General features: G+C 71.9%; 15 protein-coding genes. 10 read left to right on the top strand and 5 right to left on the bottom strand.

All coding sequences use genetic code 11. The features are described from left to right. Positions 1-249 precede the first annotated feature (249 nt). The 3 genes from KDY119_RS13990 (at position 250) to KDY119_RS13980 (ending at position 2,725) form a co-directional block, all read left to right on the top strand. Entirely contained in the window at positions 250-858 is a 609-nt protein-coding gene (locus tag KDY119_RS13990) for a 50S ribosomal protein L25/general stress protein Ctc (RefSeq protein WP_036947072.1), read from the top strand. A 116-nt stretch (positions 859-974) separates the two neighbouring features. Then, entirely contained in the window at positions 975-1,580 is a 606-nt protein-coding gene (gene pth, locus KDY119_RS13985) for an aminoacyl-tRNA hydrolase (protein WP_036947069.1), read from the top strand. Between the two features lie 2 nt (positions 1,581-1,582). After that, complete coding sequence (locus KDY119_RS13980) at positions 1,583-2,725, top strand: glycosyltransferase (protein WP_036947066.1); 1,143 nt, start codon at positions 1,583-1,585, stop codon at positions 2,723-2,725. A gap of 12 nt (positions 2,726-2,737) precedes the next feature. On the opposite strand, the gene KDY119_RS13975 is transcribed toward KDY119_RS13980, so the two are convergent. Further along, the gene (locus KDY119_RS13975) at positions 2,738-3,724 is read right to left on the bottom strand and encodes a GDP-mannose 4,6-dehydratase (RefSeq protein ID WP_036947064.1); all 987 of its coding nucleotides are present in this window, start codon (positions 3,722-3,724) and stop codon (positions 2,738-2,740) included. A gap of 167 nt (positions 3,725-3,891) precedes the next feature. On the opposite strand from KDY119_RS13975, the gene KDY119_RS13970 reads away from it, so the two are divergent. From KDY119_RS13970 to KDY119_RS13960, 3 genes are read left to right on the top strand one after another with little or no spacing between them, the layout of a single operon-like run. Next, positions 3,892-5,082: a glycosyltransferase gene (locus KDY119_RS13970; protein WP_153022444.1), complete on the top strand. Its 1,191-nt coding sequence runs from the start codon at positions 3,892-3,894 to the stop codon at positions 5,080-5,082. A 48-nt stretch (positions 5,083-5,130) separates the two neighbouring features. After that, positions 5,131-6,981: a polysaccharide biosynthesis tyrosine autokinase gene (locus tag KDY119_RS13965; protein WP_036947061.1), complete on the top strand. Its 1,851-nt coding sequence runs from the start codon at positions 5,131-5,133 to the stop codon at positions 6,979-6,981. Next, a complete protein-coding gene (locus tag KDY119_RS13960; protein ID WP_051136245.1) occupies positions 6,978-8,168 on the top strand; it encodes a glycosyltransferase family 4 protein in 1,191 nt (396 codons plus the stop codon). Before KDY119_RS13965 ends, KDY119_RS13960 begins: the two co-directional genes overlap by 4 nt. On the opposite strand, the gene KDY119_RS13955 is transcribed toward KDY119_RS13960, so the two are convergent. From KDY119_RS13955 to KDY119_RS13940, 4 genes are read right to left on the bottom strand one after another with little or no spacing between them, the layout of a single operon-like run. Next, positions 8,165-9,373, bottom strand: coding sequence for a glycosyltransferase (locus KDY119_RS13955; RefSeq protein ID WP_227994351.1), 1,209 nt, complete (start codon positions 9,371-9,373; stop codon positions 8,165-8,167). The two genes, KDY119_RS13960 and KDY119_RS13955, sit on opposite strands and share 4 nt — an antisense overlap. Continuing rightward, positions 9,370-10,395 (bottom strand): glycosyltransferase family 4 protein, encoded by a 1,026-nt coding sequence (locus KDY119_RS13950; protein WP_036947058.1) that lies wholly within the window; start codon positions 10,393-10,395, stop codon positions 9,370-9,372. The genes KDY119_RS13955 and KDY119_RS13950 overlap by 4 nt, the downstream gene beginning before the upstream one ends. Then, positions 10,392-11,732 carry an O-antigen ligase family protein gene (locus KDY119_RS13945; protein ID WP_051136244.1) on the bottom strand — a complete coding sequence of 447 codons (1,341 nt, stop codon included), beginning with the start codon at positions 11,730-11,732 and terminating at the stop codon, positions 10,392-10,394. The genes KDY119_RS13950 and KDY119_RS13945 overlap by 4 nt, the downstream gene beginning before the upstream one ends. Beyond that, positions 11,729-13,738, bottom strand: coding sequence for a glycosyltransferase (locus tag KDY119_RS13940; RefSeq protein ID WP_036947055.1), 2,010 nt, complete (start codon positions 13,736-13,738; stop codon positions 11,729-11,731). Before KDY119_RS13940 ends, KDY119_RS13945 begins: the two co-directional genes overlap by 4 nt. A 251-nt stretch (positions 13,739-13,989) precedes the next feature. Between KDY119_RS13940 and KDY119_RS13935 the strand changes: the two genes are divergently transcribed. From KDY119_RS13935 to KDY119_RS13920, 4 genes are all read left to right on the top strand, one after another. Further along, positions 13,990-15,111, top strand: coding sequence for a glycosyltransferase family 4 protein (locus KDY119_RS13935; protein WP_194174239.1), 1,122 nt, complete (start codon positions 13,990-13,992; stop codon positions 15,109-15,111). Positions 15,112-15,277: 166 nt separating this feature from the next. Continuing rightward, positions 15,278-15,997, top strand: a complete 720-nt coding sequence (locus KDY119_RS13930) for a ferredoxin--NADP reductase (protein ID WP_194174237.1) — start codon at positions 15,278-15,280, stop codon at positions 15,995-15,997. Continuing rightward, positions 15,975-16,376, top strand: a complete 402-nt coding sequence (locus KDY119_RS13925; protein WP_036947050.1) for a holo-ACP synthase — start codon at positions 15,975-15,977, stop codon at positions 16,374-16,376. Before KDY119_RS13930 ends, KDY119_RS13925 begins: the two co-directional genes overlap by 23 nt. Positions 16,377-16,497: 121 nt before the next feature. Then, entirely contained in the window at positions 16,498-16,740 is a 243-nt protein-coding gene (locus KDY119_RS13920; RefSeq protein ID WP_036947047.1) for an acyl carrier protein, read from the top strand. The last annotated feature ends 1 nt before the right edge of the window (position 16,741 follow it).

Genomic DNA, 16,741 nt, shown 5'->3' with positions numbered 1-16,741 from the left:
AGAGCGAGACCGCCCGTCATCACCACAACATCGGAATCCTGGAACTGCTCCAGGTCCTCCGGCGTCCGTGATCGACACAGGCGGCGTGCACGCGCGCGTCCGTCATGCGTCCCGCGCCGATGCAGCCGCCGTCCGGTCGGACGCCCGTGGCAGCAGCCCTCTCTGCACGCCGCGGTCCAACGCCCTCCGGACGAAGCCGTCCGCACCCCACTGGCGGTCGGCCCGCACAGCACTGGAGAGAAGAACCTCATGTCCGAGACGAAGCTCGTCGCCCAGACCCGCACCGAGTTCGGCAAGGGTGCCGCCCGCCGCCTGCGCCGCGCCGGCCAGGTCCCCGCCGTCCTCTACGGCCACGGTTCCACACCGGTCCACGTCGCCCTGCCGGGCCACGAGACCATGCTCGCGCTCAAGCACTCGAACGCGCTCCTCGAGCTCGACGTCGAGGGCAAGGAGCAGCTCGCGGTCGCCCGTGAGATCCAGCGCGACCCGGTCAAGGACGTCATCGAGCACGTCGACCTCATCATCGTGAAGCGCGGCGAGAAGATCTCCGTCGAGGTCCCGGTCGTCGTCGAGGGCGAGTCGGCCCCCGGCACCACGCACCTGCAGGACGCCACGCACCTCCAGCTCGAGGTCGAGGCCACGCACATCCCCGAGTCCGTCACGGTCTCGATCGAGGGTCTCGAGATCGGCGCGAAGCTCCACGCCGCCGACGTCACCCTCCCGAAGGGCGCCAGCCTCCTGTCCGACCCGGAGACGCTCGTCGTGGCTGTCAACGAGGTCCACGCCGCCGCGCCCGAGGAGGGCGAGGAGGCCGCCGAGGGCGAGGCCGCCGAGGCGGAGGCCACCGAGGAGGCCTGAGCCTCCCCGCACCCGCACCACCCACGACGGCGCCCGGTACCCTGCGAGGGGCCGGGCGCCGTCGTGCGTCCCCGCCCGTCCCGCGCCGGGGCGAGCCACGACCAGGAGGATGACGCATGGCGGACCGTTGGCTCGTCGTCGGGCTCGGAAACCCCGGGACCCGGTACGCGGGCAACCGGCACAACGTCGGCCAGATGGTGCTCGACGAGCTCGCCCGCCGCGTCGGCACGACGTTCGCCGCGCACAAGGGTTCACACGGCCTCGCCCTCGCCGGGGAGGGTCGGCTCGGGACCTTGCCCGGGGGAGCCCCCGGCCCGCGCGTCGTGCTCGCGAAGCCGACGTCGTACATGAACACGTCCGGCGGCGCCGTGAGCGCGCTCGCGAAGTACTACGACGTCGCCCCCGAGAACGTCGTCATGGTCCACGACGAGCTGGACATCCCGTTCGGGGACCTCAAGCTGAAGATCGGCGGCGGCGAGGGTGGGCACAACGGCCTGCGCGACACGACCAAGGCGCTCGGCACCAAGGACTACGTGCGGGTGAGAGTGGGCGTGGGACGGCCCCCCGGGCGCATGGATCCGGCAGACTACGTGCTCAAGGACTTCTCGCCGGCGGAGAAGAAGGAGCTCCCGTTCCTGCTCGACGACGCTGCCGACGCCGTGGAGATGGTCCTCACCCAGGGGCTGCTCGCAGCACAGGGCAAGTTCCACACGAAGGGCTGAGGATGACCGACGGGGTGGCGCTCGCGCACGACTACGCGACGCAGCGTGGCGGCGCGGAGCGGGTCGCGCTGGTGATGGCGGACGCGTTCCCCGGCTCGCCGATGTACACGACGCTGTACGACCCCGACGGGACGTTTCCCGAGTTCGCCGACGTGCCCCTGCGTGTCGGCGCGCTCAACCGGGTCCCCGCGCTGCGGCACGACCACCGGCTCGCGCTCCCGTTCCTCGCGCCCGCGGTCTCGGCACAGCGCGTCGTCGACGCCGACGTGCTGCTCGCGAGCTCGAGCGGCTGGGCGCACGGCTACCGCGGGGCGCGGCGGACCGTCGTCTACTGCTACATCCCCGCCCGATGGTTGTACCAGCGCGACCGGTACCTCGGCGGGCAGAGCGCCGGCGGAGGGCTGGGGGCGCGGCTGCGGTCGGCGGCGGCGTCGTCGGGCCTGACCGTGCTCGCGCCCGCGCTCAAGCGTTGGGACGCGCGCGCCGCGCACCACGCGGACACGTACCTCGTGTGCTCGACGGTCGCGCAGCGCGCCGTGCGGGAGGTGTACGGGATCGAGTCGGAGGTGCTCGCCCCGCCGCCCGCGATGATGCCCGGGGGCGCGGCGAGACCGGTGCCCGGCGTGGCACCCGGGTTCTTCCTGTGCGTCGCCCGCCTGCTGCCCTACAAGAACGTCGACGTGGTCATCGACGCGGCGCAACGCCTCGGCGCGCGTGATCTCGTCGTCGTGGGGGACGGGCCCGAGCGGGCCCGGCTCGAGGCGATGGCCGCGCGGCCCTCGGACGTCAACGTCCACGTGCTGGGGCGGGTCGACGACGACGAGCTGCGCTGGCTCTACGGGAACGCGGAGGCGCTCGTGGCGGCGTCGTACGAGGACTTCGGGCTGTCGCCGCTCGAGGCCGGGGCTTTCGGAAGGCCGTCGGTCGCGCTGCGGGCCGGCGGGTTCCTCGACTCGGTGCGTGAGGGGGAGACGGGCCTGTTCTTCGACGAGCTCGACGCGGGTCTGCTCGCGGACGCCCTGGGCGCCGCGCTCGAACACCCGTGGGACGAGCAGGTCCAGCGCGACCACGCCGCGAGCTTCGGGACGGAACGGTTCGCCCGGCGGCTGCACGAGGTCGTCGGGGTGGGGCGGGCCGTCCTCTGACGGACGCCGGGCTCAGCGGCCGACGAGCAGCTTCTGCTCGGCGAGGTCGGCGTCGACCATCATCGTCACCAGCTCGCGGAACGTGACCCGCGGCTTCCAGCCGAGCTGGGTGCGGGCCTTGCTCGTGTCCGCGTCGAACGTGTCGATCTCGGCGGGTCGGAAGAGTCCCGGGTCGATCCGCACGTAGGGGGTCCAGTCGGCGATGCCGACCCGTCGGAAGGCGACGTCGAGGAGCTCTCGGACCGAGTGGGTCTCGCCCGTCGCGACGACGTAGTCGTCGACGCTCTCCTGCTGCAGCATGAGCCACATGGCCTCGACATAGTCGCCGGCGAACCCCCAGTCGCGACGGGCATCGACGTTGCCGAGCGTGATCGTGTCCTGCGCCCCCAGGCTGATCCGTGCTGCGCCGCGCGTGATCTTCCGGGTCACGAACTCGGCACCGCGGCGGGGCGACTCGTGGTTGAACAGGATGCCCGACGCCGCCCGCATCCCGTACGACTCGCGGTAGGTCACCGTGAGGTGATGCCCGAAGGCCTTCGCGACGCCGTAGGGGGAGCACGGTGCGAGGCGAGTTGTCTCGCTCTGGCGTCCCGTCGCCGCGGTGCCGTACATCTCCGAGCTGGACGCTTGGTAGAACGAGACCCGTCCGGGTTCGTCGCCGGCAAACTGCCGCACGGCCTCCAGGAGGTTGAGCACGCCGGTGCCCGTCACCTGGGTCGTGACGTAGGGGTTCTCCCACGAGTACGCGACGAAGGAGATGGCCGCGAGGTTGTAGACCTCGTCCGGCCGCGAGATCGTCAGGGCGTGCCACAGGCTCGACGGGTCCGTGACGTCGCCCGTGAGGACGTGGACCTCGGGCAGGTCGCGCTCCACCTCGGCGCGGCGAGGGTTGTTCTGCCCGCGCAGGAGGCCGTAGACCTCGTAGCCCTTGTCGAGGAGGAACCTCGAGAGGTAGTAGCCGTCCTGGCCGGTGATCCCGGTGATCAGAGCACGCGGCATGCGGTTCCCCTGGCGGAAGTCTCGTCGGTGCCCGGTGGCAAGGACTGCGACGACACTACCGCCGGGCCACGGGCCCGAACCCGGGCCTGAGCGGGTGAAACGTGCTCAGCGCACCGGTGGCTCCGTGCCATGATGAAGCACCGCCGACGCCGACCAGAGCAGGAACGATGACCGACGCCGTGGCCCTCGCCCACGACTACGCCACCCAGCGTGGCGGAGCCGAGCGGGTCGCGCTCCTGCTCGCACGGGCCTTCCCAGGCGCCCCGCTCTACACGACGCTCTACGACCCGGCGGGCACGTTCCCCGAGTTCGCGCGGCTCGACGTGCGAACGTCGTACCTCAACAGGGTCGGGGCGCTACGTCGCTCGCACCGACTCGCGCTTCCGCTCTTGGCATCTGCGGTCGCGACCCATCGCGTCGACGCCGACGTCCTCCTCGCGAGCTCCACCGGGTGGGCGCACGGCTACCGCGGTGCCCGTCGGACCGTGGTCTACTGCCACGCCCCTGCCCGGTGGCTGTACCAGCGGGACCGGTATCTGTCGGGGGACGAGGGAGCACGCATCTCCGACCGGGCGCGCCGCGCCGCCGCCGGCGCAGCGCTCGGAATCCTCGCGCCGGGGCTCAGGGCGTGGGACCAGCGCGCGGCGCGACGCGCGGACCGCTACCTCGCCAACTCGACCGTCACCGCGCGCGCGATCCGGGAGTCCTATGGCATCGAGGCGGAGGTCGTGCCCCCGCCCCCGGCGCTCCTGCCCGACGACGGCGCCTCGCGTCCGGTCGACGGCGTCGCCCCCGGCTACCTGCTGTGCGTGGCGCGGCTCCTGCCCTACAAGAACGTCGACGCCGTGATCGGTGCGGTGCGCGAGCTCGGGGACCGGCGCCTCGTCGTGGTGGGCGACGGGCCCGACCGTGCGCGGCTCGAGGGGCTCGCCAAGGCCGTGGGCACCGTGCCGTCGTCGGGTGGGGGAGCGACCGGCACGCCCGACGGCGCCGGCGAACCCCGGGTGCGGCTGCTCGGCCGCGTCGACGATGCCACGCTGCGCTGGCTCTACACGAACACGTCCGCCCTCGTCGCCGCGTCCTACGAGGACTACGGTCTCTCGCCCCTCGAGGCCGGGGCCTTCGGGGCCCCCTCCGTCGTCCTGCGCGACGGCGGGTACCTCGACACCGTCGCGGACGGCGTGACCGGCACCTTCTTCGACCAGCCGGATCCTGTGGAGATCGCGCGAGCGATCGAGGAAGCCGCCAGGACACCGTGGGATGATCAGGCGCTCGCGGCCCACGTGGCCCGCTTCGGGACCGGGCGATTTCTGGACAGAATCCGCGCGGTCGTGGAGCACGAGCGTCATGATGGGTAGACGGGGCCGGCAAGGCTCGTCGAGAGGCTCCAGAAGGCGAGGCTGCGCGTGACGGTCCGCGAGTTCCTGCGCACGGTGTGGGACGGCAAATGGTACGTGCTGGCTGCCGTCGTGATCGTCATGGTTGCCGCCGTGTTCTACCTCAACCGGCAGGTCACCACGTACCAGGCCACCGCGACCGTCCAGCTCAACTCGGTGCAGAGCGGCGGCGGTGACCAGGGGTCGTCGGCGGTGACGGCGAACACGGACCCGACGCTCGTCACCTCGCTTCCCGTGGCTGAAGCGGCAGCAGAGGAGCTCGGGGGAGGTGCGGATCCGCAGTCGCTCGCGTCGCGGGTCTCGGCGAGCTATGACGCTGACACCCTCGTCATGACCATCCAGGCCGACGATGCCGGGCCCGTCCGCGCGGGCGCCTTGGCGAACGCCTTCGCCAAGGCCTACGTGGCTTACTTGCCGACCGTGGTAGACCAGCAGGCCGCAAAGATCGAGAAGCAGATGGACGCGGCGAGCAAGCAGGTGACCGACGCCCAGGCGACGTTGCGCAAGAGCCGCAGCGACCCCAAGGCGAAGGCGCTGCAGTCGTCGGGGACGGACACCCTGAACTCATTGACGAGGACGTGGTCTGCCTACGGTTCTCTCAACCCCCCCGGTCAAGTCTCCAGGGCCGCGACGGCAGGCGTCCCCCTCGGGCTGGGACGAGGCAGCGTCCTCGCCATCTCGTTCCTCGCCGGACTCGCCGCGGGCGTCGGGCTGGCGTTCGCGCGCCGCGGCGTCGACTTCCGGCTCCGCACGGTGGCCCAGGCGGCGGAGATCGCCGACGCACCGGTCCTGGCGGAGGTCGACGGGGTGAAGCGCGCCCTGAAGGACTCGCGCCACCAGGGGCGGCTCCCCGTAGCGAGTCGCGCCGCGACCCCCTACACCGAATCCATCCGCGAGCTGAGGACCGCCGTCCAGGTGTCCGCGCAGCACAGCGACAAGATCGCGGTGGTGGTCACAGCCGCCGACCCGAGCGCACCTCGGTCGTTCATCGCAGCGAACCTCGCGGCGTCGTGGGCGCTCTCGGGCCGCCGCACCATTGCTCTGTCGGGCGACATGCGCCGACCGGAGCTCGACGAGATCCTTCCGGCGCCCGAAGGTTGGGAGGGCGACCCGCGGTCGTTGAGGCCGACGCAGGTGCCGAATCTCTCCCTGTACCCGGTTCCCGACCAGCCGTTGGACCCGGCGGACTTCCTCGCGACCTCGCAGGCCCGCGATCTCGTCGCCTCGCTCCGGGAGCAGGCCGAAGTGCTCGTGATCGACGCGCCCCCGGTCCTCGCGGCTGCCGACGCCACCATCCTCGGCAGCTACGCGGACGGGGCCGTGCTCGTTGCGAGCGTCGGGAAGACCGACCAGCTGGTGCTCGCCGAGGCCGTCAAACGTCTTCGCGTCAACAACGTCCACCTCTCCGGGCTTGCCGTCGAGGGCATCACCGGCAGCCGTCGGATGGCGTACGCGTCCACGTACGGCGACTCGGCCGCGGCGGACACCACGCCCGAGTCGTCGACTCGTGAGCAGAGTGCGCCCGAGTCGAGTCCAGGTGGAGGTGGCAAGACCCGGGCCGAACGCAGGAGCGCTGTTCCGCAGCGCGAGACGTCGGCTCAGCCCCCGGCCGCAGCCCGCCCGGCGACCTCCGCGAACACGCCTTCCCCGGTTCATGCCGCGGCCACGACGGCGCTTCCTGTGCGCACGGTTCCGGTGACGACCGGCGCGGTCCGGACCGCCGCGCCGTCGCTCCGGCAGGGCCGGCCGCGTATCCAGCCCGCCTGGAGCCCGGTGCAGAACCGGCCTCGGACCGGGGCTGTCGCCGTCGTCGAGGAGACGACGGCGGAGCGTCCGGACGCCACTCCCGGCGCACGGTGAGCCGGTCCCCGCGGACCGACAAGCGGCTCCGGGCCGTCGTCCTCGACCACGCCGCCGACCTGGGTGGTGGTGAGCTCGCGCTCGCGAGGCTGTGCGCCGCGCTCGACCCGGACGAGGTCCGGGTCAAGGTGATCGTGTTCGCGGACGGCCCGCTCGTCGGACGCCTGCGCGACCAGGGGACCGACGTCGAGGTGGTGGCGCTCGGGGAGGGTGTGCGCGGGCGGTCCCGAGAAGCGCTCGGCGTGTGGGCGAGCCTCCGGTCGGCGTGGTCGGCGGTGCCGTTCGTGCTCAGGCTCGCACGGCGCCTCCGGGCGCTGCGCCCGGACCTGGTGCACACGCAGTCGCTCAAGGCGGACGTCCTCGGCTCCGTCGCGGCCGGGTTGGCCCGGGCACCGGTGGTGTGGCACGTCCACGACCGGATCGCCGACGACTACCTGCCGCCCCGCGTGGCCCGCGTGTTCCGGTGGCTCGCCAGGCGGGTGCCTCGCGCCGTCGTCGCCAACTCCGAGGCCACGGCGGCCACGCTCGGGCGGCCCGACGCCGTCGTCGCGTACCCCGGCTTCGCCCCCGAGCAGGTGCGGCCCGACGGCGCACGTGCGCATGTCGACCCGAGCCCGGCGGTCGTCGGGCTCGTGGGCCGGATCAGCCCGACCAAGGGCCAGCTCGAGCTCGTGGCGGCCGCACGCGCGGTGCTCTCCACGCACCCAGGGACCCGGTTCCGGCTCGTGGGTGCGCCCCTGTTCGGCGGCGAGGACTACGCGGCCGAGGTGGAGTCTGAGATCGCCCGCCGCGGCCTCGGTGACGCTGTCGAGGTCACCGGCCACGTCGACGACGTCGCGGGCGTCCTCGACGGGCTCACGGTCCTCGTCCACGCGTCGCCCGTGCCCGAGCCGTTCGGGCAGGTCGTCGTCGAGGGGATGGTGCGCGGGGTGCCGGTGATCGCGACCGACGCCGGGGGAGTCCCCGAGATCCTCCGGGGCGGCGGCGCCGGTCCTCTGGGTGTGCTCGTCCCCCCCAGCGACAGCGAGGCACTCGCGGACGCGCTCGTCGGCGTCCTCGACGACCCCGCCGGGCGACGGCGGCGGGCCGAGGCAGCGTTCGCGGGGGCGATCGAACGCTTCTCGGTGGAGCGGACCGCGGAGGCCGTCACCGCGACCTGGCGTCGTGCCGCCGCGCGCCGCCGCTAAGAGCCTGCAGCCCCGGGCCCGTTCGTCGCGGACCGCGCATCGTCGAGCGCGGTGCGGAACAGCGCGGACTGCCGGTCCCACGTGGGCAGATCGTCCGGTGCGGCGACGCTCGCGACACGCGGAGCCTGGACGACCGCGACGACGGCATCAGCGAAGCCGTCGCCTTTCGCGACGTCCACCGTCCGTCCCGCGTCGCGGAACCCGGCCACCGGCGTCGAGACGACCGGTCGCCCGACGGCGAGGTACTCGTAGAGCTTGATGGGGTCGAGGCTGTCCGTGAACGCGTCGACCACGTGCGGCACCACGAGCAGGTCGGCGTGCTGCAGGTAGGCGGGTACGGCGTCGCGCGGGCGGGGGCCCAGCAGGACGACCCCGGCCTCGTGGAGCCGACGGACGTCGTCGGGACCGAGCGCGACCGGACCGACGAGCACGAGCGTGCCGTCGCCGTCCATGGCCTCGCTCGTCGTGACGCACAGGTCGACGTCGAGCCGGTCGGAGTGGAGCGTGCCGACGTACACGGCGGTCCGACCCGGCGGCAGGTCGTGAGGCCTGGGCGCTGGTGTGCGGTAGCGCTCGACGTCGACCCCGTTGGTCACGAGCGTCACCGGCGACGCGCCCGCGGGGCGCTCGGCCCCCTTCGATGCGGCGAGCGCCGGCGAGCACACCGTCACGGATCCGGCGCGGGACAGCATCGCCGACTCGTCACGGCGCAACCGTTCGCGTTCCGCGGGCGGGCGGTCGGCGGCGAGCCAGTCGTCCGTCACGTCGTACAGGACGGGGAGTCCGGCGTCGAGCAGCGGCGCCACGCCCGCGTCGTTGATCCAGAGCGTCGGCCGGACGAGACCCGCATGGCGGGCCGCACGCAGGATGCGGCTCGCGCGGTGCTCGTCGTAGTGGGGCGCGACGCGCCGGGGCAACGTCTTGGTGGGCTCGTAGAGCCACAGGCGGCTCGGCCCGACGCCGTCGAGGTCGGGGCCCGGGCGCAGTCCCCGTCCGGGGCGGGGAGTCGTCCGGCGCAGCGCAGCGTAGGTCAGATCGGACGGCGGCTCGACGAACAGCACCCGGAGTGCCGGGTCGGCCCGCATCAGTTCCGTCACGAGGTACTGATTGCGGCGCCACACCTCGTCCCACGGCTCGAGCGAGACGACGACGAGGGACTCGGGCTCGCCGGTGGGGACACCGGGCGGGACGGGGCGCGCGCTCACAACACTGAACGGTAGACCGCATCGGTCGCGGCCACCTGTGCATCGAGCGTGAAGTCGGCTCGCTGGCGGGCCTGCTCGGCCTGTGCGTAGGCGTCCCGGGCACCGGCATTCCCGGCGAGCGCACGCAGGAGGCGCGCGGCGTCGTCGGCGTCGAGCGAATGGTAGAGCGCCGCGCCGGAAACCCGGCCGAGAGTCTCGAGATGGCCGCCGGAGCCGTCCGCCACCACAGGGAGCCCGGCGGACATCGCCTCGAGGACGGACAGTCCGAAGTGCTCGCCGGGTGTGGGGGCGATCATGAGCGCGGCGTCGCGCATCACGCGGGGCACGTCGTCGACGCGGCCCGTGAAGCGGACGACCCCGGTGGGCAGCAGCCGCTCAGCGAGTGACTCGAGATCGGGGCGGAGCGCGCCCTCCCCGACGACGTGGAGCGACCACCCCTGCGTTGCAAGGCCGGAGCGCGCGAAGGCCTCGATCCCGAGGTCGGCCCGCTTCTCCTCCTCGAGCCGCTGCACGAGGAGGACGCGCCGTTCCCGGTCGGAAGCAGCTTGTGCGTCCGGCTGGCGGTCGACCCCCGCCAGCACCACCGTCGACGGCCCCTCGACCGCGTCGGCGGTGAACTCGCTGATCGCGATCTGGTGGTCGACCACCGCGCCCGCGACGCGGGCGACCACCGGCCCGAGCGGGCCGCTGCCACGGCGGAGCGCGAAGTGGCGGGTGCTGACGACCGGCGGACGGTGCCGTGTCCCCACGCGAGCGAGGGCGGTGGCAACCTCGGCGGCCGTCATGTGGACGTGGACGACGTCGGCGCCGTCGGCGTACCGCCGGACCTGGGAGGAGGTCTGGAGGAGGCCGACGGCCGTGGCGTGGCGGACGTCGGGGCCGGCCTCGAGCGACACTGGCGCAGCGGCGCCGCCGAGCACGACGACGCGGTACCCGGCAGCCGCTTGGCCCCGCGCGAGCCGGGCCACGTGCCGTTCGACGCCTGCGAATCGATCAGAGTCGACCACGTGGAGGACCTTCATACGGGCACTCGCTGTCCTCGAGGCAGAGCGGGGGAGACCGTTGCTTCGTCAGGTCCGCGCGCGGTCTTTTCGGCTTCCGAGCGGGCGAGTGCCCCAAGGCACACGCCGGCGATGACAAAGGGCACCGACGTCTGGATCGAGACCCAGAAGAGGTCGAGCTGGCCCTGCACGAGCCGGGAGAGCACGACTGTGAAGGCGAGGGTGCCGTACTGCGGCGCCACGCGCCAAAGGACGACGAGCGTGCCCACCATGAGGATGATGAAGCCGATGAGACCGATCGTGCCTGCCGAGGACAGCACTTCGAGCTCCGCCTGGGGCGGCTGGAAGTTGAAGCCCGTGCGGTCGGTGTACCACCAGCGCAGGCCGGCTCCGAACCACTGGTTCTGGTTCCACACGACCAGTGACTGCTGGAACCAGGTCAGTCGCTGGTAGGCGGAGTTGAACTGGTTCCCGGAGGCGAGCTGGTCCTGGAAGGCCTGAAACACGAGAATCCCGGCGGGGATCACTGCGAGCAGCACAAGCTTCGTGTGGCGGACGTCCTGGCCACGGCGGAGCGCGACGACGAGCACGGCCACACCCAGCCCGACGACGGCCTGGCGTGACTGCGAGCCCGCGATCGCGGCGACGCACAACCAGAACCCACCGAACGTGAACCAGCGAGGGAGCGCGAGCCACGGCGGACGGGCGTAGAGGACGAGCGCGGCGATACCGAGCACGTCCCCGATGAAGTTCTTGTGCATGTAGAACGGCCAGTCGAGGAATACAGGCTCCGTGTCACCGCGGGCGAGCTGGCCGAGGGCGACCCCGCAGGTCAGCACCGCGATCAGGAAGCACGGGATCAGGTAGAGGATGATCCCGGTCCGGGCGAACCCGGACCTGCCGACGGCCCAGCCCACCACGAGCGCACCCGCGATCGAGAGCCAAGCGTGGAACCACTCGATCGTGTTTGCCCGGTACGGGTTCGCGATCACTGTGAAGAGCGTCGCCACCTGGTAGACGGCCGACAGCCAGAGCAACCACCGCAGCGGGCGCGACCAAGGCCGTGGTCCGAGCAGGAGCGCGGCCCAGAACGCACCGAACAGTGCGACGTCGCTGAAGGACAGGTTGGTGCTGTCGCCGCCGACGCGCTGGACGATCACGAGCGCCGGCATCGCGAGCACGGGTAGAGCGACCGGCTGGTAGACGGTCGCTCCGACGACAAGGAGGGCCAGCGCCCCAACGATCGCGTACAGGCCGTTCCGGGGGATCGCGACGCCGATCGCGGCGAGCACGGCGAGGATGGCGATCGCTGCGAACGTGCCGGTGAACCAGGCCTTGGCACGTGCGCTCGCCGTCATGCGCAGCCGTCCATGGACTCGTAGGTGGTGACGGGACCCCGCACGTAGAGCGCCGCCCGGCGGCGGGCCGCCGCGCCGCGTTCGCCCGGCAGAACAACGCCGCGCACGGCCGACCCCGCGAGCGCCGCACTCCGCGCAGCCTGCCAGCCGAGGGCTCCGAAGTGCTTGCGGTAGTAGCGCTCTTGAGAGGCGTGGAACGTGCGCTCACGCCGTGCCTCGTCGGAGCTCGTCGCGCCACCGGTGTGCCTCGCGACGGCGTCGGGGACGACGGCGTGGCGCCATCCGCGGGCGACGGCTCGCCGTGCCCAGTCGGTCTCCTCGGCGTAGAGGAAGAACGTCTCGTCGAACGTGCCGACGTCGTCGAGCGCCTCGGCGCGCAGGAGCAGCACGGAGCCGATGACGAAGTCCTCCCGCGTGCGTAGGCGCCCGAGCCCGACGGCTTCGAGCCAGGCCCCGCCCGGGGTCGGGAACGGCCAGGCGACGCGGGCGGGGGCGCCGTCGTCGTCGACCTGGGAGGGGCCGACGCTGGCGAGGCGCGGGTCGGTGGCGAGAGCGTAAGACAGCCGCCCGACGTCGGCGGGGTCGACGACGGCGTCGGGGTTGAGCAGGAGCACGTCGGCAGCCGGGACGAGCCGGTCGGCGAGGGCATGGTTGACGCCTGCCGCGAAGCCGCCGTTGCGGCCCGGGTCCAGGTAGCGGGCGCCAGCGGCCACGGCGACGGACTTCACCTCGGGCGACGACGAGTTGTCGACGACGGTCACCGGGAGCCGGCCGGCCACGGGGGCCAGCGCCTGCGCGAGCAGGTCGGGGCGGTGATACGCGACGACGACGACCTCGACGTCGCGCGCAGGCGCGGCGCCATCTGCGGGCAGAGCGACCCGCCGTGTACTGCTGCCGGTCATCGACTCGTACATCGCCTCGTAGTCGTCTGCGACGGACGCCCAGGTGCAGCCAGCGGCGCGTTGGATCCCCGCGGCCCGGAGCCGTGCCGCCAACGCGGGGTCCTCGCCCACCCGCTCGAGCGCCTCGCGCAAGGCGGGGACGTCGTTCGGCGGGACCAGCAGCCCGGCGTCGCCGACGACGTCGGGCAGCGCGCCCGTGGGCGTCGTCACCACCGGGGTCCCGCAGGCCATGGCCTCGACCACGACCCGGCCGAACTGCTCGACCCATCCCGGGGTCTCCAGTGACGGGACGGCCAGCACGTCCACCGAGCGGTAGAACGCCGCGAGCTCCTCGGCATCCGTGCCCGGGTGGAGCGTCACGAGCCCGTCCGAGCGAGCGGCACGAGTGGCGACCTCGTCGCGCAGGGGGCCGTCACCGACGAGGTCGAGGCGCAGGGTGTCGGACGCCTCGATCGCGTCGAGGAGGACGCGGACACCCTTGTAGTCGACCAGGCGGCCGGCGTAGCCGACGCGCACCCGGCAGTCGGAACCCGGACCGGGCTCCGACTGCTCGTCGTCAGGGTGGAAGATCGCAGGATCGAAGCCGAGAGGGATCCAGTGCACCCCGCCGCGGAATCCCTTGCGGACGGCGATCTCGCCGGCGACGTTGCACACGGACAACGCCGCCGCGCGGCGCAGGACCGCGCGCTCGAACCAGCGGAACGGTGGCGGGTAGCGCTTCTCGATGTTCTGGGCCGAGTACAGCGCGTACGGGGCGAGAGCTCGGGGCCGACCCGTCAGCAGGTGCCGGAGGCGGCGCAGGACCAGGACCTCCAGCGACGCGAGCGCATAGGGCTCCTCGTGGAGGTCCAGGACATCCACGTCGCGGCCCAGCTCGCGCCACAGCGCCACCGGGTCGAACAGGAACAGGGCGGGGTGGGAACCGAAGGTCCGGACGCCCACCATGTCCTCGCCCGGGCGCGGCTCGAGCGGGACCATCCGTCCCGCCTCGTCCCACGCACGTGCCGACAGGAGGCGCACCTCGACACCGCGGCGGCGCAGCTCGCGCTCACGCTCGCGCCACGCGTCGACCACGGCACTGTGGGACACGCGCAGCACCTTCATGCGAGCGATTGTCCACCACCGCGAATCCGCAGGGGCGCGTGCTCCGGCAAATCACCCAGCCGGGAGTCTGTGGTGGCATGTTGTTCGATGTCTGGCCCATCGGTAGGTTTCCAGCAGTGGAAGGGTGGGCATCGCGTCCCCGGCGAGTGCAGAACGCGGCGCGAGAAGGAGGCGGCCCGGTGCGAGACGGCGAAGATCCGCCTGTCGTTGCTCACGTCCCGATGGCGTTCTCGCCCCAGGCGAGCACGCTCATGACAGTCGTCCAGAGGCTCGGGGACGCTTACCGTGAGGACCTGGGCGGGACGTCGTACGCGGTGCTGAGCGACAACCGCGGTGTCTCCGTCGAAAGCCTCGGTCAGGTCTACGTCGACTACACGCGCGCCTGCCCCCGTCAGTGGTTCACGCGACGTGAACTGGGGGTCGATGTCGTTGCCGGTGGCATAGGCCGGCCTCGACCGCACTATGGCCGCCTCTACGATCCGGCAATCGAAGCGGTGGCGGAGCGTGGTGCTGATGTCGTGCTTCTCTACGAAGGGCACTACGCGTCAGCAAGTCTCCCGCGCTGGCGCGAAGCTCTTCCAGATGCTGAGTTGTGCTTGTACGTTCATAACCCACTGTCACGGACGTATCGCCGACGTGAGCTCTCCCGATTGCTCCGCGCTGCGGATCGCGTCGTCTTCTGTGCCGACCATCTCCGCGAAGACGTTCGACGACGCACCGGAGGAGCGCTGACTGACCGGCTGGAGGTCGTGCACAACGGTGTGGGGGCTCCGTTCGTGACGAATGCCAGGCGAACCGCACCACAGGATGCCTTCGTAGTCTTGTTCGTCGGCCGCGTGGCGGAGCACAAGGGTGTGCATCTCGTGCTCGACGCAGCCGAGCAGGCGGCCGCGAAGCTCGAACGGCCGGTCGTGGTGGAAGTGGCGGGAAGCGCGGACTACGGTGGCGGCACAGGCGATTCCGCCTACTCGGCTCGTCTTCGCGAACGAGCTGCCCACATGTCGGTGTCGGTGCGTTGGCTGGGCTGGCTTGATGAAGGGGCCCTTGCCGCCAAGATGCACGGGGCCGGTGCTGCCTGCCTCCCGTCGCTCTGGGCCGAAGGGTTGCCAACGGCCGCGCTCCAGTCGCTCGCCATGGGAACACCGGTCGTCTGCTCAGATTCAGCGGGAATGGTCGAAGCAGTCGGCGACGCCGGGCTTGTATGCAAGAACGCTTCGGTCGACGAGTTGGCGAGAGCGCTCGTTACCCTTGCTTCCGACGATGCCCTGTGGCTGCGGACGAGCGAATTGTCGCGACAGCAGGCTGCCCAGTTTTCATGGACACGCGCGTCAGCCATGCTTGCGGGGATCGCGAGCGAACCGGGTGAAGCTTGAGATGCGTCCGTTTCAGAGGGAGCGCACCAAGTAGCCTTTGGGAAAGAGGCGGACTGGTGATTCCCGGGTGACGAGGGTGGTGGGTGCGATGAGCCGGAGCAAGGTGCAGGCTCTCGAACCAACGGGGGCCCTTGGCGCGGGCGTGCGTCCGGCCACAGTGATTGCTGTGCGCGACCTCGCGCCCGCTGTCCGGGAGGTTGCCCTGGAAGTCCCAGATTGGCCCGAGCACCGGGCGGGGCAGTACGTGGACGTCCGGTGGGGCACCGGGCCGGACGCGCTGGTGCGCAGCTACTCCATCGCCGATGCCGTGCTGACGGACCCGAATGCGCGGACCTGTCGGGTCGAGCTGGTGATCCAGCTCCCCGCCGACGGCGCTGCTCCGCGTGCGAACGACCTCGCGAGCGCGGCGCCCGGGACGCGCGTCCACGTCGACGGGCCGAAGGGCGAGCGTCTCACCTGGGCTCCCGGCGAGACAGGTGACCGACCGCTGTTCCTCGTCGCCGGGGGCACCGGGCTCGTCCCGTTGATGTCCGTCCTGCGGGCGTGGGCTCGTGCGGAGCGCCAGGGTGCTGTCCGGCTCGTCCACTCGGTGCGTTCGTCCGCCGGTTTGCTCTTCACCGAGGACCTCGCGGCACTCGAACGGTCCAAACCGTTCGAGCTCGCGACCGTCACGACCCGCGAGGCGGCGCCGGGGTCCCCGCGTCCGGCCGCGGGCCGGCTGGGAGCCCTCGACCTCGAGCTTTTCGGTTGGCCCCCCGCACTGGTGCCCGAGTGCTTCGTGTGCGGGCCCCCCGGGTTCGTGGACGCCGTGACCCGGATGCTCGTGCAGATGGGGCACAGCGCGGCGTGCATCCGCACGGAGCGTGTCGTCCCGCTGGACGCTTGAGGTGCGTGTCGGGATCGACGCCCAACCCGTCAGCGAGGTCATTGCGGCGCTCGAGCAGCACGGTGACGCATACCGACGCCGGCTCTTCACTGATCACGAGGTGCGCTCCTCCGGGGGATGGGGCGCGGACGCAGCGACGAGCGCGCCCCGCCTGGCGGCACGCTTTGCCGCCAAGGAAGCGGTGCTGAAGGTGCTTCGGCCAGACACCGTCGTCCCGGGGTGGCGCGAGATCGAAGTCGTCCGAATGCCTGCAGGCTGGTGCCGGATCGTCCTGAGCGGTCGCGCCGAGAGACTGGCCGAAGCGGCGGGCCTGACGGAGTTCGACGTCTCGCTCAGCCACACGGTCGACCTCGCGGTCGCCGCCGTAGTCGCGGCGTGACAGTGGATTCCACCCGTTTTCCACCCGGCACCGGCCTCGGGAAACGCCGATCCTGCTGGCTAGGATCGTGCTGCCGCGTCCTGTCCGGGGCGCGCAGCTTCCGCTCGAGACAAAGGGTGTCATGGACAGCGTCATTCGAGACGTCCTCATCAATCACGCCAAGTTGCCTGTCGATGTCGCTGGCCTCGACCGTGCGGCCGACCTCTACACGGCCGGTCTCACCTCGCACGCGAGCGTCAACGTGATGCTCGGCCTCGAGGACGCGTTCGACGTCGAGTTCCCGGACGAGATGCTGCGAAAGAGCACGTTCGAGTCGATCGCCTCGATCGAGGAGGCGCTCCGGCGTCTCGGTGTGGAGGACTGAG

Origin of the sequence: Luteimicrobium xylanilyticum (assembly GCF_009429125.1) — a bacterium.
Classification (GTDB): Bacteria; Actinomycetota; Actinomycetes; order Actinomycetales; family Cellulomonadaceae; genus Luteimicrobium; species Luteimicrobium xylanilyticum.
The sequence above is the reverse complement of the archived record's forward strand: the minus strand, read 5'-3'. Positions and strand labels throughout refer to the sequence as shown.

Bases quoted from the DNA above. Each gene is read 5' to 3' on its own strand.
- KDY119_RS13990 (WP_036947072.1), top strand. From the start codon at position 250: ATGTCCGAGACGAAGCTCGTCGCCCAGACCCGCACCGAGTTCGGCAAG.
- pth (WP_036947069.1), top strand. From the start codon at position 975: ATGGCGGACCGTTGGCTCGTCGTCGGGCTCGGAAACCCCGGGACCCGG.
- KDY119_RS13980 (WP_036947066.1), top strand. From the start codon at position 1,583: ATGACCGACGGGGTGGCGCTCGCGCACGACTACGCGACGCAGCGTGGC.
- KDY119_RS13975 (WP_036947064.1), bottom strand. From the start codon at position 3,724: ATGCCGCGTGCTCTGATCACCGGGATCACCGGCCAGGACGGCTACTAC.
- KDY119_RS13970 (WP_153022444.1), top strand. From the start codon at position 3,892: ATGACCGACGCCGTGGCCCTCGCCCACGACTACGCCACCCAGCGTGGC.
- KDY119_RS13950 (WP_036947058.1), bottom strand. From the start codon at position 10,395: ATGAAGGTCCTCCACGTGGTCGACTCTGATCGATTCGCAGGCGTCGAA.
- KDY119_RS13945 (WP_051136244.1), bottom strand. From the start codon at position 11,732: ATGACGGCGAGCGCACGTGCCAAGGCCTGGTTCACCGGCACGTTCGCA.
- KDY119_RS13940 (WP_036947055.1), bottom strand. From the start codon at position 13,738: ATGAAGGTGCTGCGCGTGTCCCACAGTGCCGTGGTCGACGCGTGGCGC.
- KDY119_RS13935 (WP_194174239.1), top strand. From the start codon at position 13,990: ATGACAGTCGTCCAGAGGCTCGGGGACGCTTACCGTGAGGACCTGGGC.
- KDY119_RS13920 (WP_036947047.1), top strand. From the start codon at position 16,498: ATGGACAGCGTCATTCGAGACGTCCTCATCAATCACGCCAAGTTGCCT.